Consider the following 16,149-nt stretch of genomic DNA (forward strand, 5'->3'; position numbering starts at 1 on the left):
ACACACGATGGCACTTACTGCGTCGGTCAAGGACGAACTGTCCCGGCTTGACATCAAGAAATCTTCGGTGCGCAAGGCCGAGGTTTCGGCAATGCTGCGCTTTGCGGGCGGCTTGCACATCATCTCCGGGCGCATCGTCATTGAGGCCGAAGTGGACCTCGCCTCCACGGCGCGGCGCCTGCGCGCCGCGATCGCCGAGGTTTACGGCCACCAAAGCGAAATCATCGTTGTTTCCGGGGGCGGCCTGCGCCGCGGGAGCCGCTACGTTGTCCGGGTAGTCCGGGACGGTGAGGCACTGGCCCGTCAGACGGGCCTCCTGGATGGGCGTGGCCGCCCGGTCCGGGGGCTCCCATCGGTAGTCGTCAACGGTTCAGCAGCTGACGCCGAGGCTGTCTGGCGGGGCGCTTTCCTCGCGCACGGGTCCCTGACGGAGCCGGGACGTTCGTCATCCCTTGAAGTCACCTGCCCCGGGCCAGAGTCGGCCCTTGCCCTGGTGGGTGCGGCCCGGCGCCTGGGAATCCAAGCCAAGGCCCGCGAAGTGCGCGGCGTGGACCGCGTCGTCATCCGTGATGGGGACACCATCGCCACCCTCCTGACCCGCATGGGAGCCCACGACGCACTCATGGTTTGGGAGGAACGGCGGATGCGCAAGGAAGTCAGGGCCACGGCCAACAGGCTTGCCAACTTTGATGACGCCAACCTGCGCCGCTCGGCCCAGGCTGCCGTTGCGGCCGGCGCAAGGGTGGACCGTGCCCTGGAGATCCTTGGTGACGACGTTCCGGACCACCTCAAGTACGCGGGGGAGCTCCGCGTCGCCCATAAACAGGCAAGCCTGGACGAACTGGGCCGGCTCGCTGATCCGCCCATGACCAAGGACGCCATCGCGGGTCGTATTCGCCGCCTGTTGGCCATGGCTGACAAGCGCGCCCTGGACCTGGGCATCCCGGGCACCGAGGCAAATGTGACTCCCGAAATGATGGACGAGTAGGCCACACCCATAGAATCGAAAAAGTGCGGAGGAAATACTGTGAGGGCCCGGCGGGTTGTTCCCGGTGGACGCAGGAGCAGGCTTCTTCGCCAAGGATTTCCGGCCGGTCCGCTGGCCGGATGAAATAACGAGTTACCAACCCGGACGTCAGTCCATTACATTGGAGGATTTCGTGACAGAGTACGTTCTGCCCGAGCTCGGCTACGACTACGCAGCACTCGAGCCGCACATTTCGGCAAAGATCATGGAACTGCACCACAGCAAGCACCATGCGGCCTACGTCGCAGGCGCGAACAACGCGCTCTCCCAGCTCGCAGAGGCACGCGACAAGGGCGACTTCGCCAACATCAACCGCCTCTCCAAGGACCTCGCGTTCCACACCGGTGGCCACATCAACCACTCCGTATTCTGGAACAACATCTCCCCGGACGGCGGCGACAAGCCCGAAGGTGAACTGGCAGCAGCCATCGACGACGCTTTCGGTTCCTTCGATGCCTTCCGCGCACAGTTCAGCGCTGCTGCACTGGCCCTGCAGGGTTCGGGCTGGGCATTCCTTGCCTACGAGCCCATCGGCGGAAACCTGGTCATCGAGCAGCTTTACGATCAGCAGGGCAACGTTGCGCTCGGCACCACCCCGCTGCTGATGCTGGACATGTGGGAGCACGCCTTCTACCTGGACTACGTCAACGTCAAGGCTGACTACGTCAAGGCTTTCTGGAACATCGCAAACTGGGCAGACGTCGCCAAGCGCTTCGAAGCCGCACGCACCAACGCCACGGGGCTCATCGTCCTCTAGTGGTGAGCAAGGGTTCACGCAGATGTAACAAAAGTCACTTTTAGCGTGAATTCCGGCTAAATGCTGAAAAGCCTGCCTCCGCAGTTGCGGGGGCAGGCTTAGTTAAACGTAAGATGGATCACGGAAGGCGGTTAGCCTTCAGCAACGTGGCTGGTCGCCCTCCGATCTGATAATCACCTCTGCCCAACGGCGTGCGGGGTCTGTTAGTTGGAAATATCTGATCCGACTCACTAGGCGTGCTTGCAAGAGCACCAAGGAGATTGACACATAGTGACCACCCGTATTGGTATCAACGGCTTCGGCCGCATCGGCCGCAACTACTTCCGCGCAGCACTGGCCCAGGGCGCAGACCTTGAGATCGTCGCAGTCAACGACCTCACCAGCCCCGAGACCCTCGCCCACCTCCTGAAGTACGACTCCGTCGGTGGACGCCTCGCCCAGACCGTGGAAGTTGTCGATGGAAACCTGGTTGTCGACGGTAAGTCGATCAAGGTCCTGGCAGAGCGCGATCCCGCGAACCTTCCGTGGGGCGAGCTGGGCGTGGACATCGTTATCGAGTCCACCGGTTTCTTCACCAAGGCCGCCGCAGCGCAGAAGCACATCGACGCCGGAGCCAAGAAGGTCCTCATCTCGGCACCTGCCAGCGACGAAGACATCACGATCGTTATGGGCGTAAACCACGAGCTCTACGACCCGGCAGCGCACAACATCATCTCCAACGCGTCCTGCACCACCAACTGCCTCGGCCCGCTGGCCAAGGTCGTCAACGACGCCTTCGGCATCGAGCGTGGCCTCATGACCACGGTCCACGCCTACACGGCCGACCAGAACCTGCAGGACGGCCCGCACGGCGACCTCCGCCGTGCCCGTGCAGCAGCCATCAACATGGTTCCCACCTCCACCGGTGCGGCCAAGGCAATCGGCCTCGTCCTGCCCGAACTCAAGGGCAAGCTCGACGGCTACGCCATTCGCGTTCCCGTCCCCACCGGTTCCGCAACGGACCTCACGGTCACGGTTTCCCGCGAAGTCACGGTCGAGGAAGTCAACGCCGCAGTGAAGGCTGCAGCAGAGTCCGAACAGTGGGCTGGCATCCTCTCCTACACAGACGCTCCGATCGTGTCCTCGGACATCGTTGGCGACCCGGCGTCGTCCATCTTCGACTCCGGCCTCACCAAAGTCATCGGCAACCAGGTCAAGGTTGTTTCCTGGTATGACAACGAGTGGGGTTACTCCAACCGCCTCGTCGACCTCACGGAGCTCGTCGCATCCAAGCTGGGCTAGGGTAGACACATGACATCTCACACCCTCAACGAACTCATCGCTGAAGGTGTCCGCGGGCGGTACATTCTGGTCAGAAGTGACCTGAATGTGCCGCTCGACGGCTCTACAGTGACCGACGACGGCCGCATCAAAGCGTCCCTGCCTGTCATCAAGAAGCTCTCGGACGCCGGTGCCCGTGTGCTCGTAACCGCCCACCTCGGCCGCCCCAAAGGTGCCCCCGAGGAAAAGTACTCCCTGAAGCCCGCAGCGGACCGCCTGGCTGAACTCGCGGACTTCTCCGTGCAGCTCGCCAAGGATACCGTTGGCGCCTCCGCCAAGGAGCTTGCCAGTGGCTTGCAGGACGGAAACGTGCTGGTCCTCGAAAACGTCCGTTTCGACGCCCGTGAAACCAGCAAGGACGATGCCGAGCGCGGCGCGTTCGCCGACGAACTCGTTGCCCTGACAGGTGGCAACGGTGCGTTCGTGGACGATGCTTTCGGTGCGGTACACCGCAAGCACGCCAGCGTTTACGACGTCGCCACTCGGCTGCCCTCTTACCTGGGCGATCTCGTCCACACCGAAGTTGAAGTCCTTCGGAAACTGACCAGCGACACGCAGCGCCCCTACGTCGTGGTCCTCGGCGGTTCCAAGGTCTCCGACAAGTTGGCTGTCATCGACAACCTGCTGGGCAAGGCTGACACCATCCTGGTTGGCGGGGGCATGCTCTTCACCTTCCTGGCTGCTGCCGGGCACAAGGTTGGAGCAAGCCTCCTGGAGGAAGACCAGATCCCTGTCGTCCAGGACTACCTCAACCGTGCCGCCGACGCCGGAACGTCGTTTGTCATTCCAACTGACGTGGTGGTAGCCAGCCGCTTCGCAGCGGATGCCGACCACGAGGTTGTCAGGGCGGATGCCATTGAGGAAAGCTCTTTCGGTGCTTCCGGCATCGGCCTGGACATCGGACCCGAAACGGCCTCGGCTTTCGCAGCACAAATCGAGGGAGCCAAGACCGTCTTCTGGAACGGCCCCATGGGCGTCTTCGAATTTGAGGCCTTCTCTGCCGGCACCCGTGCCATCGCGCAGGCGCTCACCGACACTGTGGCCTTCACAGTGGTGGGCGGCGGCGACTCAGCGGCCGCGGTTCGCACCCTCGGCTTTGACGATTCGCAGTTCGGCCACATCTCGACCGGCGGCGGCGCAAGCCTGGAATACCTTGAAGGCAAGGAACTTCCGGGGCTCAGCGTCCTGGACCGCTAAGCACCAAACCGGCCGGCAGGACGCCTATGCGTCCTGCCGGCCGTTCCACATCACAACGTAATCTTTGGAGTTCATGTGACTACCTCTGCCAACGGCAACTTCGTTCGCAAACCCTTCATCGCCGGCAACTGGAAGATGAACATGGACCATGTCCAGGGCATCACCCTGCTGCAGAAGCTCGCCTGGACCCTGTCCGACGCCAAGCACGACTACAACCGGGTAGAGGTAGCCGTCTTCCCTCCGTTCACCGATCTCCGCGGCGTCCAGACCCTGGTTCAGGGCGACGACCTGGAAATCGTTTACGGCGGCCAGGACCTGTCCCAGTTCGACTCCGGCGCTTACACCGGCGATATCTCCGGTCAGTTCCTCAACAAGCTGGGCTGCGCCTACGTCCTGGTGGGCCACAGTGAGCGCCGCACCATCCACAACGAGTCCGACGAAGTCGCGAACGCCAAGGTCAAGGCAGGCTTCCGCCACAGCGTCACCCCGGTGCTGTGCGTGGGAGAAGGCTTGGAAGTCCGCCAGGCCGGAACGCACGTCGAACACACCTTGGCCCAGCTGCGGGCCGGCGTTGAGGGTCTCACCGCCGAACAGGGTGCTGAGCTCGTCGTTGCCTACGAGCCCGTCTGGGCCATCGGAACCGGGGAAGTAGCCGGTCCTGAGGATGCACAGGAAATGTGTGCCGCCATCCGTGCCGAGCTTGCCGTGCTGTTTGACGAAACCGTCGCGTCCAAGACGCGGTTGCTGTATGGCGGTTCCGTCAAAGCCAACAATGCTGCGGCCATCATGGCTGAAACCGACGTCGACGGTTTGCTTGTGGGTGGCGCCAGCCTGGACCCTGCGGAGTTTGCTAACATTGTCAGGTTCGAGAACCACCTGGTCACCGACTAGTCCGGCTCCCGATTTCCGCTTCTTCGAAAGGCCGTCGTGGACGTTCTTCAAGTCATTCTGCAGATCCTGCTGGGCATTACCAGCCTCCTGCTGACGTTGCTCATCCTCCTGCATAAGGGACGTGGCGGCGGTTTGTCCGACATGTTCGGTGGCGGCATGAGCTCGGGTCTGAGCTCCTCAGGTGTTGCCGAGCGCAACCTGAACCGCTTCACCATTATTCTCGGAATTACCTGGGGCGTTGTCATCATTGGCTTGGGCCTGATCATGCGTTTTGCTTCAGGTGGCGACTCTTAGTCGTCCCTGCACAGGGGAGGTTCCTTCACGGGAGCCTCCCCTTTTTTCTTGATCCGCACCAAACAGCAGTGCCGCCGTCGGGCTCCCCGGATTAGAATTGGCGTGTCGGCCGCAAGGCCTGCAGGGCCGTGACGGCCGACCACCGACTCGCTAGGGGTTCGAAAATGGTTCATGGCACGCCCGGTTACCGGGGCACCCGAGTAGGGGTCGCCCAAGGATCCGCACCCAGAAATCACAGCGACCATGGCGAAGGGCAACAGCTGCCCCGCATCCGCGTGCCGTATTGGTGCGCCAAGGGCCACGAAACGCAACTGGTATTCCTGAAACTTCCGGAAGAGCAGATACCCAAGTCCTGGGATTGCCCCAAATGCGGCCTGCCTGCTTCCAGGGACCCCAGCCATCCTGCCTCATCGCGGCCGGAGGACGAGATCTTCAAATCGCACTTGGACTACGTTAAAGAGCGACGCTCCAGCCAGGACGCTGAAGTGGTCCTGGCTGGAGCGTTGGAGCGGTTACGCGCCCGCGGGGTCCTTCCGGACAAGTTGCTGGGGGACTCGTGACGCTGCGTTCTCGTCGATAAGCCACAGAGTCCTCGAACGGCCCACAGGGCCCGCTGCCGGGACTTGTACCGGGTTGGCGCCGGCAAGGGCCAACCCAACAGCACCGGCCTTATCCTCACCGGCAACCACCATCCAGATTTCCTGGGCGGTGTTGATGGCTGGAAGAGTCAGCGAGATGCGCGACGACGGCGGCTTCGGCGAGTTCTCTACGCCTACCACCGTGCGGGTCTTCTCCCGGATGCCCGCCTGTTCAGGGAACAGGGACGCCACATGCGCGTCCGGGCCAACGCCGAGAAGAAGGATGTCGAATCGGGGGAGTACGCCCGGGTGCTCCGGCCTGTCATCGGACATGTCTGCTGCGTGTTCCGCTTCTGCGGCAGCCTTAAGCTCATCGGCGTAGGCAGCAGCTGCTTCCTCGGAGGAAGCGAACTGGTCGGTCGAACCGGGTTCGTGGACACGGGCCGGATCCACATCCAGGTGGGACAACAGAGCCTGGTGCGCCTGGCGGGTGTTCCTTTCATCGCTGTCCGCAGAAACGAAACGCTCATCGCCCCACCAGAAGTTGACCTTGGACCAGTCCACCGCGGGAGCCGCAGCCGAGTCGGCCACTGCCTTCAATGTTCCAATGCCAACAGTGCCGCCGGTCAGGACTACCGTGGCTTCACCGTGTTTGTCCTGGACGTCCACGAGCTTGGTGATCAGGCGGGCCGCAATGGCGGCCATCAGCACTTTGGAGTCGGGGTGGATGCTTACTCTTGGCTCAGCGTGCACTGGTCTGGACTCTCCTCTGGCTGGTAAGTGGCAGTCCCATCGTAATCACTTCTCCGAAGACTTCGTCGGGATCGAGTCGACGCAGTTCCTCGGCCAGGCAGTCCTTGAGGCTCCGGCGGGGAAGCGTGATGCGCTGGGCCGGTTGACCGGGCTGGGTCAGTTCCGCCACGGACAGGCCGGGGCGGAACAACTGCACGTCACCGCTGGCACGCGTCAGGCGGACCCGGCGAATGCCAGTGCCTGCCGGATCAGCCACAATCGTGACGGGGGCCTGCAGGGCAAGGCTCAACCACGCAGCGAGCAGCAACGTACTGGGAGAATCCGAGGCACCCTCGACCGCAATGGCCGAAACGGGGTCTCCGTCCACCTGGTCGAAGACAGCGGCCAGTTGCATGCGCCAGTTGGTCAGGCGCGTCCACGCGAGGTCGGTGTCGCCGGCCTTGTACGTGGACCGGATGTTCTCCAGCGCCAGGCGCGGATCGGGTTCGTTGGCCGAATCCGTGATCCGGCGGTGCGCTATGCGGCCGATCGACGTCTCACACGCGCTTTCCGGTGCACCGTGCGGCCACCAGGCAACGATGGGAGCATCCGGAAGCAGCAAAGCGGCAACCAGGGATTCGCTTTCGTGGGCCATGTGGCCGTGGCCGCGCAGGACAATGACCTCGGACGCGCCGGCGTCGCCACCGACGCGGATCTGCGCGTCCAGGCGGTCAGGGCCTTCAGCGCCGGCGTCAGCGAGCACGATAATCCGGCAGGGGTGTTCCCGGCTGGCTTCGTTGGCCGCCTCGATGGCTTCCTCTTCCTGCCCGGACTTGGTGACGACGACCAAGGTGAGGACGCGGCCCAAGGCGATCACGCCGCCCTGTTCGCGGAGCGACATGATCTTCTTGGAGATCTTGGAAGTGGTGGTATCGGGAAGATCTACGATCATGGCCTTCTCCAGGTTCGTCCGTCACGTGCCAGCAGGGCGTCGGCCGAGGCCGGCCCCCAACTGCCGGGGGCGTAAGGTTGCGGTTGTTCGTCGAGCCCGGCCCAGTAATCCTCGAACGGGTCGAGGATCTTCCAGGACAGTTCGACTTCCTGGTGCCGGGGGAACAGCGGCGGCTCGCCCAACAGCACGTCCAGGATGAGGCGTTCGTACGCTTCGGGGCTGGACTCCGTGAACGAATGCCCGTACCCGAAGTCCATGGTGACATCGCGGACTTCCATTTGGGTGCCCGGTACCTTTGACCCGAAACGGATCGTGGCGCCCTCATCGGGCTGGACGCGGATCACCACGGCGTTCTGGCCGAAGTCGTCCTCACCGTGGTCACGGAAAAGCAGGTTTGGTGCACGCTTGAACACCACTGCAATCTCGGTGACGCGGCGGCCGAGGCGCTTGCCCGCACGCAGGTAGAACGGAACACCGTTCCAACGGCGGGTGTTGATGTCCACCCGGATCGCAGCGTAGGTCTCGGTCTTGGAGTCGGCGGGGATACCGTCCTCGTCCAGGTATCCGAGGACTTCCTCGCCGCCCTGCCAGCCGCCGGTGAACTGCCCACGCGCCGAATGAGTGGACAGGTCTTCGGGCAGCTTGACGGCGGCGAGGACCTTTTCCTTCTCAGCGCGCAGGTCATCGGCGTTGAAGGAGATGGGTTCTTCCATGGCCGTTAGGGCCAGAAGCTGCAACAGGTGGTTCTGGATGACATCGCGGGCTGCGCCCACGCCGTCGTAGTAGCCTGCACGGCCCCCGGTGCCGATGTCTTCGGCCATGGTGATTTGCACGTGGTCAACGTAGTTGGCGTTCCAGAGCGGCTCGAACAACTGGTTCGCGAAGCGCAGGGCGAGAATGTTCTGCACCGTCTCCTTGCCCAGATAATGGTCGATCCGGAACACGGCGTCCGGCGGGAACACCGATTCGACAATGTCGTTCAACTGACGCGCGGATTCCAGGTCGTGGCCGAAAGGTTTCTCAATGACCACACGACGCCACTGGCCGGGCTTGGCCTGGGCCAAGCCATGCTTGGACAGCTGGCGGCACACCTGTTCAAAAGCCTTGGGCGGGATGGACAGGTAGAAACCATGGTTGCCGCGGGTACCGCGCGTCTCGTCAAGTTCGTCCAGGACGTCGCCAAGGCGCTCGAAAGCGTCGTCGTCGTCGAACTCGCCTTGGACAAAGCGGATACCGGACGCAAGCTGCTCCCAGACCCCTTCATCGAACTTTGTCCGGGCGTTGGCCTTGACGTTTTCCTTCACCTCGGCGGCGAAGTCGGCGTTGTCCCACTCGCGCCGGCCGAAGCCCACCAAAGCGAAGCTGGGAGGCAGCAGGCCACGGTTTGCGAGGTCGTAGACCGCGGGCATGAGTTTCTTACGGGCGAGGTCGCCGGTGACTCCGAAGAACACCAACGACGAAGGCCCGGCGATGCGGTTCAGGCGCCGGTCCCGCGGATCCCGCAAGGGGTTCCGCAGGCCGGCGTTCTTCCTGCCGTTTTCAGTTTCTGGCATGTTGTGTATTGTGCCTTAGCTTTCGAGTGCGCTGGCCTGGCCGGCAAGCGCAGCGACGACATCCTGGAGCTGCGCTACACCTGCGGCGCGCTCTGTGAGGTGCAGGCGCAGCACAGGACGGCCGTGTCCTTCAAGAACCTGGGCGTCACCCGACGCCTGCGCCGCGATGAGTTGGCCGAACGTGAACGGACGCTCCGGGATTTCAAGATCTGTGGAAGCGGCGGCGGTTACCTGCAGGAACACGCCGATGGCCGGTCCGCCCTTGTGGAACTGGCCCGTGGAGTGCAGGAACCGCGGACCCCAGCCGAACGTGACCGGGCGGCCGCTCACGGCAGCAAGTTCGTCCCGGATGCCTTCGAGGGGAGCGTAGGAAATGCGGTCCAGGTACGCCTGGACGCTCAGGTAACCATCAGCGCCGAGCTGGTCCAGAAGTGCCTGAACGGCTTCGGCCACGGTCGAGGCCGAACCGAGCCAGTCGCCACCGCGAACCTCCACCACACCGTCGGTGAAAGCGGCAGGTGTGGGCTCCGGGCGTGCATCAAGCAGGCCGCGGGCGGCCACTTTGGCGGCTTCGACGTCGGGCTGGTCAAAGGGGTTGATGCCCAAAAGACGGCCCGCAACCGCGGTGGCAAACTCCCAGACGAACATCTGGGTAGGCAGTCCGCCGGCGATTGCAACCTCGTTTTCGCGAAGTTCGACGTCGGCGTCGGCACCTACCAGCCGAACCACCAGGACATCCTCGGCTCCGTTGAGGGCCTCCGGGGATTCAGGACCGGCCACGACCGGCAGGAGGCCGGTTCCCAGCTTGCCTGTGGATTCCGCAATGAGCTGTTCAGCCCAGTCGGCAAAGCCAACAATGCCGGAGCCGTCCTCTGCAATGACGATCTTGTTGCGAAGGGGGTTGGTGCCGCCCAGGGCGCTGCCCAAAGCCAGGCCGATGTTGTCTGCCGAGTCCTCGTTGAGGATCTCGGCCGCTTCCTCGGCTTCATCCAGGAACGCCTGGATGTCCACTCCGGCAAGGCCACAAGGAACCAGGCCAAAAGCAGTGAGTGCAGAGAACCGGCCGCCAACGTTGGGATCGGCGTTGAACACCGCGCGGTAGCCTGCCTCGCGGGAGGCCTTGTCCAAGGGGGAACCAGGATCGGTGACGATGACGATGCGGCTCTTGGCATCGATACCGGCGTCTGTGAACGCCTTCTCGAATACGCGCCGCTGCGAGTCGGTTTCCACGGTGGAGCCCGACTTGGATGAAACGACGATGGCCGTTTCCTCCAGCCGGTCAGCCAGGGCAGCACCTACCTGTTCGGGGTCGGTGCTGTCCAGCACGGTCAGCTCGACGCCGGCGGTGCCGGCAATAACCTCGGGAGCCAAGGACGAGCCACCCATGCCACAGAGGACAATGCGTGAGACTCCTTCGGCACGGAGGGAATCACGAAGTTCCAGGATGTCCGCGACCAAGGCCTGGGACACAGTGGCGGCTTCCACCCAGCCGAGGCGGATCGCCGACTCGGACTCCGCATCAGGGCCCCACAGTGTGTGGTCCTTGGCGAAAATCCGCGTGGCGATCTTTTCCTCGACCAGGCCGTCGATGTGCTGGGCGATGGCCTGCTGGGCGGCACCGCTGGCGTCGTAGCTGATTGTGCTCATAGTGGGTTAGGAAGCCTTCCGTGCGGTGACGAGTGCGCCTTCGACGTCGGCGAGGAGTTCCTTCCAGGAGCCAACAAACTTCTCGAGGCCTTCGGTCTCCAGGAGGGTGACGACGTCGTTGTAGGAGACTCCCAGTGCTTCGAGGGCGTTGAGGGTCTCGTTCGCTTCGTCGTAGGTCCCCGTGATGGTGTCCCCGGTGACGACACCGTGGTCGAACGTGGCGTCGAGCGTTTTCTCCGGCATGGTGTTGACCACTCCGGCGGCAACGAGCTCGGTGACGTAAAGAGTGTCCGGGTACGCCGGGTCCTTTACGCCTGTGGACGCCCACAGCGGCCGCTGGGGCAGGGCCCCGGCCTCGGCCAGTACTGCCCAGCGCTCAGTGGAGAAGAGCTCTTCGTAGACCTGGTAGGCCAAGCGTGCGTTGGCTACGCCTGCCTTGCCCTTGAGTGCCTTGGCCTCTTCGGTGCCAATGGCGTCGAGGCGCTTGTCGATCTCGGAGTCAACGCGGGAGACGAAGAAGGAAGCCACGGAGTGGATCTTGGAGAGGTCGTGGCCGTTCTCCTTGGCCTGCTCCAGGCCGGACTGGAAAGCGTTGATGACGGCGCGGTAGCGCTCCAGGGAGAAGATCAGGGTCACGTTGACGCTGATTCCCTCGGCCAAGGTTGCCGTGATGGCTTCCAGGCCTTCCAGTGTTGCCGGGATCTTGATGTGGACGTTGTCCTTGTTGACCTTGGCGTAGAGGTTCTTGGCTTCGGCGATGGTTCCCTCGGTGTCCCAGGCGAGGCGGGGATCCACCTCGATGGAGACCCGGCCATCGACACCGTTGGTGGCAGCGGCGATCGGTGCGAACAGATCGCAGGCGTCCGCAACATCCGTTGTGGTGATTTCGAAGATGGTCTCTTCGACGCTGGCGCCGGCAGCGGCCTTGGCGGCGATGGTGGCGTCGTAGTCGGTACCGGCGGTGATGGCGGCGTGGAAGATGGACGGGTTGGTTGTCACGCCAACCACGTTCTTCTCGTCGATCAACTTCTGCAGGGTGCCGGTCTCAAGGCGTGTACGGGAGAGGTCATCGAGCCAGATCGAAACGCCGGCGTCGGAGAGTTGCTGCGTGGGAGTAGTAGACATGTGTATTTCTCCTGTTTTGGGGTTCAGACTGTTACGCGTTGGTGTCCGCGAGGGAGTCTTTGGCTGCGGCGGCAACGGCTTCGGCGGTGATGCCGAACTCGTTGAAGAGCCGCTTGTAGTCGGCGGAGGCGCCGAAGTGTTCCAGGGAGATGGAACGGCCGGCGTCGCCGACGAATTCCTTCCAGCCCAATGCCAGGCCGGCCTCAACGGAAACGCGGGCCTTTACGGACGCGGGAAGGACAGACTCGCGGTAGGCCTCGTCCTGCTTGTTGAACCATTCAACGCAGGGCATGGAAACCACGCGGGCAGCGATGCCTTCGGCCTGGAGGGCTTCGCGGGCAGCGACCGCGAGCTGGACCTCTGAACCGGTGCCGATCAGGATCACCTGCGGGTCGACCGTCTCGCCGTCCTTGGAGGCTTCGGCCAGAACGTAGCCACCCTTGGCAACACCTGCGGTGGAGCCGAAGGTGTCACCGGCAGCCTCGCCTTCGCCGCGGGCGTAGGTGGGGATGTTCTGGCGGGTGAGCACTATGCCGGCAGGGTTTTCGTGGTTCTCCAGCATGGCCTTCCATGCGGCAGAGACCTCGTTGGCGTCGCCGGGGCGGACAACGTCCAGGCCCGGGATGGCGCGCAGTGACGCGAGCTGCTCGACAGGCTGGTGGGTAGGTCCGTCTTCGCCCAGGCCGATGGAATCGTGGGTCCAGACGTACAGGGACGGAACACCCATGAGTGCGCCGAGGCGGATGGCCGGGCGCTGGTAGTCGCTGAAGATCAGGAACGTGCCGGAGAATGCCCGGGTGCGGCCGTGCAGGGAGATACCGTTCACGATCGACGCGGCAGCGTGCTCACGGATACCGAAGTGCAGGACACGTCCGTACGGGTTGCCCTTCCAGGCGTCCGTGGAACGCGATGTCGGGATGAACGACGGCGAATCTTCGATGGTGGTGTTGTTGGACTCGGCGAGGTCGGCGGAGCCGCCCCAGAGTTCGGGAAGGACCGGGCCAATGGCGTTCAGGACCTTGCCGGAGGCGGCACGGGTGGATACATCCTTGCCGGCTTCGAACACCGGAAGTGCGGCGTCAATGCCAACGGGAAGCTTCTTGGCTTCAACGCGCTCAAGCAGGGCAGCAGCGTCCGGGTTGGCGGCCTGCCAGGCCTCGAACGAGGTCTGCCAGGCAGCACGCGACTCAGCGCCGCGGTCCAGGACCTTGCGGGCGTGGGCCAGGACTTCTTCGTCAACGTCGAAGGACTTGGCCGGGTCGAAACCGAGCACCGTCTTGAGCGCTGCGACTTCCTCGGCGCCCAGGGCGGAGCCGTGGATCTTGCCGGTGTTCTGCTTCTTCGGGGCCGGGTAGCCGATGATGGTGCGCAGCGAAATGATGGACGGCTTGTTCGTCTCAGCCTTCGCAGCCTGCAGGGCCGAGTACAGTTCCTGGACGTCCTCGACGTAGTCGCCGGTCTTGGTCCAGTCCACGCGCTGGGTGTGCCAGCCGTAGGCTTCGTAGCGCTTGAGGACGTCCTCGGTGAAGGCGATGTCGGTGTCGTCTTCGATGGAGATGTGGTTCTCGTCGTAGATCACTACAAGGTTGCCCAGTTCCTGGTGCCCGGCCAGCGAGGACGCCTCGGACGTGACACCTTCCTGCAGGTCGCCGTCGGATGCGATCACCCAGATGGTGTGGTCGAACGGCGATTCGCCGGCGGGAGCATCGGCGTCGAACAGGCCGCGCTGGCGGCGCTGCGAGTAAGCGAACCCAACGGCGGACGCGAGGCCCTGGCCGAGCGGGCCAGTGGTGATCTCCACACCGGCGGTGTGCTTGTACTCGGGGTGGCCCGGGGTCAAGGAACCCCAGGTACGCAGTGCCTCAAGGTCCTTCAACTCCAGGCCGTAGCCGGAGAGGAAAAGCTGGATGTAGAGCGTCAGCGATGTGTGGCCGGGGGACAGGACGAAACGGTCACGGCCGATCCAGTCCGGGTTCTTCGGGTCGTGGCGCATCAGCTTCTGGAACAGCAGGTACGCTGCCGGAGCCAAGCTCATCGCCGTACCAGGGTGGCCATTGCCGACCTTCTCCACGGCGTCGGCGGCCAACACGCGAACGGTGTCAACAGCCTTCTTGTCCAGATCGGTCCATGACAGTTCTTGCTCTTCCAAATGTGGCACGAAAACCGAGCCCCTCTCTGTGCTGACGGCAGGCGTACGGACAGCACGCAGGAAGCACAGGATGGCGCCCGCTGCAATGTGTCTACCAGCCGTTCACCATTGAAACGTTGATCTCTCATCCAGACGCACGAATATCCGAGAATACGGTTTCCCGGATGCTCAACGTGTGCTGATCTGCTCACCAGCTTAGCCCCAAACGTGTCATGGAACTCAGGGAATCCCAATAACTGGACAGAAATTCCCTTATATGAATCACGATGGCCGGGCGCGGGAGTGAAGATTCGGAAACATTGACGAATTTTGCGGACATTGGGCCACTTCCGGCCACGGTATGATATTTGGAGGCCACCAGCGGTTCATGCGCCCGTGTTTGCTTTCGAAAACCGGGACGGCAGCCGCTGCGAGAACCCCAGAGCATAGAACAGAGTGACTGCCGCCGTGAGCACAACTGATACGCCCGTCAACGCGTCCCCGGCCCGGGGAAGCATTGGAATGTCCCGTAAATTCAAGGCGTATCTGGCTCTGACCAAACCCCGTGTCATCGAACTCCTGCTGGTCAGCACGCTGCCCACCATGATCTTTGCGCAGCGGGGATTCCCTTCCATCGGGCTGATCCTGGCAACTTTGGTCGGTGGCGCATTCGCTGCCGGCAGTGCGGGCGTTTTCAACTGCTACATCGACCGCGACATTGACAAACTGATGCACCGCACGGAGAAGCGTCCGCTGGTTACCGGTGAAGTGACTCCGCGGGAGGCACTGGTCTTCGCCTGGATCCTTGGTGCCGCTTCCATCGCGATCCTTTGGTTCGGCGCGAACCCGTTGTCCGCATGGCTTGGCCTGGGGGCAATTGTCTTCTACGTGGTGATCTACACCATGATCCTCAAACGCCGAACAGCCCAGAACATCGTGTGGGGCGGCGCCGCCGGTTGCTTCCCGGTCCTCATCGCCTGGGCCGCTGTGACCAACACCGTTGAGTGGCCGGCGATTGTCCTCTTCATGGTGATTTTCCTCTGGACGCCTCCGCACTACTGGCCGTTGTCCATGCGCTACGGCGAGGATTACCGCAACGCCAACGTACCCATGCTCGGAGCAATCGCCGGAGCCAAAGTGGTTTCGGTGCAGGTCGTCCTCTATGCCTGGGCCATGGTTGCCTGCTCGCTCCTCATGGTTCCTGTTGGCGGTGCCGGCTGGGTTTACACCATCGTCGCGGTTGCTGCCGGCGCCTGGTTCCTCTACGAGAGCCACGCCCTCTACAAGCGTGCACAGGGCGGCGACGTCTCCAACAAGGGCGCCATGAAGGTCTTCCACGGCTCCATCAGCTACCTGACACTGCTGTTCATCGCGCTGGCAGTCGATCCCTTCATTGGTTCACCGCTTATCGGCGGCTGAGCCGACTCTGCCCGCACCACCTACACGGCTTCCATCAGCACCTAGTTCAGGGCGCCAAGCACTCATTTTCTGCGCAAACAACACCTAGTTGGGCTGGATGGCGACTAGGTGTCGCAATACACCCCCTACCGTTCGAAGCGGAACAAAGCTGTTCCATTTCCGACGAAGACTTGGGGAAGCGATGAAGAAGCTATTGCGTACTGCCGGAGTGATGACCATTGCAGGGGCTTCGGTCCTGACGGGCGTTTCCGCCGCCCAGGCCGCACCGGCTTGCTCCACGGCAAGGGTCTGCCTCTACGACGACTATTGGTTTACGGGAACGCAGCGAACCTTCGGCTGGGTGACCTCCAACGTCGGAACGGCAGCCAACGACAAGGCAAGTTCCCTGGTGGTAGGGCCAGCGGCCGATCCGGCTTCTCCGTATGTCTATTTCTACGTTGATGACAACTTCTCGGGATACAGCATCATCTTCCGGGGCGGGAACGCATGAACGACCTGAGGGGCAGTGCCATGGTGGCCGGCAGGAACT

The 16,149-nt window shown here is 63.0% G+C and carries 15 protein-coding genes; 9 read left to right on the forward strand and 6 right to left on the reverse strand.

Features of this window, described 5'->3' with window-relative positions; translation table 11 throughout:
* Positions 1-7 precede the first annotated feature (7 nt).
* From whiA to ACNQOP_RS01145, 7 genes are all read left to right on the forward strand, one after another.
* Positions 8-988 carry a DNA-binding protein WhiA gene (gene whiA / locus ACNQOP_RS01115; RefSeq protein ID WP_235521726.1) on the forward strand — a complete coding sequence of 327 codons (981 nt, stop codon included), beginning with the start codon at positions 8-10 and terminating at the stop codon, positions 986-988.
* A gap of 172 nt (positions 989-1,160) precedes the next feature.
* A complete protein-coding gene (locus ACNQOP_RS01120) occupies positions 1,161-1,784 on the forward strand; it encodes a superoxide dismutase (RefSeq protein WP_211712622.1) in 624 nt (207 codons plus the stop codon).
* Positions 1,785-2,054: 270 nt separating this feature from the next.
* Positions 2,055-3,065 (forward strand): type I glyceraldehyde-3-phosphate dehydrogenase, encoded by a 1,011-nt coding sequence (gap, locus tag ACNQOP_RS01125; RefSeq protein ID WP_024821016.1) that lies wholly within the window; start codon positions 2,055-2,057, stop codon positions 3,063-3,065.
* A gap of 9 nt (positions 3,066-3,074) precedes the next feature.
* A complete protein-coding gene (locus tag ACNQOP_RS01130; protein ID WP_257368145.1) occupies positions 3,075-4,301 on the forward strand; it encodes a phosphoglycerate kinase in 1,227 nt (408 codons plus the stop codon).
* Positions 4,302-4,376: 75 nt separating this feature from the next.
* A complete protein-coding gene (tpiA, locus tag ACNQOP_RS01135) occupies positions 4,377-5,192 on the forward strand; it encodes a triose-phosphate isomerase (RefSeq protein ID WP_416403053.1) in 816 nt (271 codons plus the stop codon).
* A gap of 36 nt (positions 5,193-5,228) precedes the next feature.
* Positions 5,229-5,486 (forward strand): preprotein translocase subunit SecG, encoded by a 258-nt coding sequence (secG, locus tag ACNQOP_RS01140; RefSeq protein WP_211712625.1) that lies wholly within the window; start codon positions 5,229-5,231, stop codon positions 5,484-5,486.
* Between the two features lie 164 nt (positions 5,487-5,650).
* Positions 5,651-6,046, forward strand: coding sequence for an RNA polymerase-binding protein RbpA (locus ACNQOP_RS01145; protein ID WP_284985654.1), 396 nt, complete (start codon positions 5,651-5,653; stop codon positions 6,044-6,046).
* Here the strand turns inward: ACNQOP_RS01145 and pgl are convergent.
* The 6 genes from pgl to tkt are packed head-to-tail and all read right to left on the reverse strand — an operon-like array spanning position 5,999 to position 14,222.
* Complete coding sequence (pgl, locus tag ACNQOP_RS01150) at positions 5,999-6,817, reverse strand: 6-phosphogluconolactonase (RefSeq protein WP_257368142.1); 819 nt, start codon at positions 6,815-6,817, stop codon at positions 5,999-6,001. The two genes, ACNQOP_RS01145 and pgl, sit on opposite strands and share 48 nt — an antisense overlap.
* Positions 6,807-7,748 carry a glucose-6-phosphate dehydrogenase assembly protein OpcA gene (locus ACNQOP_RS01155; protein WP_257368141.1) on the reverse strand — a complete coding sequence of 314 codons (942 nt, stop codon included), beginning with the start codon at positions 7,746-7,748 and terminating at the stop codon, positions 6,807-6,809. The genes pgl and ACNQOP_RS01155 overlap by 11 nt, the downstream gene beginning before the upstream one ends.
* Positions 7,745-9,301 carry a glucose-6-phosphate dehydrogenase gene (zwf, locus tag ACNQOP_RS01160; RefSeq protein WP_235521733.1) on the reverse strand — a complete coding sequence of 519 codons (1,557 nt, stop codon included), beginning with the start codon at positions 9,299-9,301 and terminating at the stop codon, positions 7,745-7,747. The genes ACNQOP_RS01155 and zwf overlap by 4 nt, the downstream gene beginning before the upstream one ends.
* A gap of 15 nt (positions 9,302-9,316) precedes the next feature.
* On the reverse strand, positions 9,317-10,948 hold the full coding sequence (locus ACNQOP_RS01165; RefSeq protein WP_416403057.1) for a glucose-6-phosphate isomerase: 1,632 nt from the start codon (positions 10,946-10,948) through the stop codon (positions 9,317-9,319).
* A gap of 6 nt (positions 10,949-10,954) precedes the next feature.
* Positions 10,955-12,073 carry a transaldolase gene (tal, locus tag ACNQOP_RS01170; protein ID WP_235521735.1) on the reverse strand — a complete coding sequence of 373 codons (1,119 nt, stop codon included), beginning with the start codon at positions 12,071-12,073 and terminating at the stop codon, positions 10,955-10,957.
* A gap of 31 nt (positions 12,074-12,104) precedes the next feature.
* Positions 12,105-14,222 (reverse strand): transketolase, encoded by a 2,118-nt coding sequence (gene tkt, locus ACNQOP_RS01175; RefSeq protein WP_257368433.1) that lies wholly within the window; start codon positions 14,220-14,222, stop codon positions 12,105-12,107.
* Between the two features lie 435 nt (positions 14,223-14,657).
* Here tkt and ACNQOP_RS01180 point away from each other — a divergent pair, with 435 nt between their 5' ends.
* Together ACNQOP_RS01180 and ACNQOP_RS01185 are read left to right on the forward strand one after the other, a co-directional pair.
* Entirely contained in the window at positions 14,658-15,620 is a 963-nt protein-coding gene (locus ACNQOP_RS01180; RefSeq protein ID WP_257368138.1) for a heme o synthase, read from the forward strand.
* 181 nt (positions 15,621-15,801) lie between these two features.
* A complete protein-coding gene (locus ACNQOP_RS01185) occupies positions 15,802-16,110 on the forward strand; it encodes a peptidase inhibitor family I36 protein (protein WP_416403058.1) in 309 nt (102 codons plus the stop codon).
* Positions 16,111-16,149 lie beyond the last annotated feature (39 nt).

Source organism: Arthrobacter sp. LFS091 (genome assembly GCF_047977885.1).
Lineage (GTDB): Bacteria > Actinomycetota > Actinomycetes > Actinomycetales > Micrococcaceae > Arthrobacter.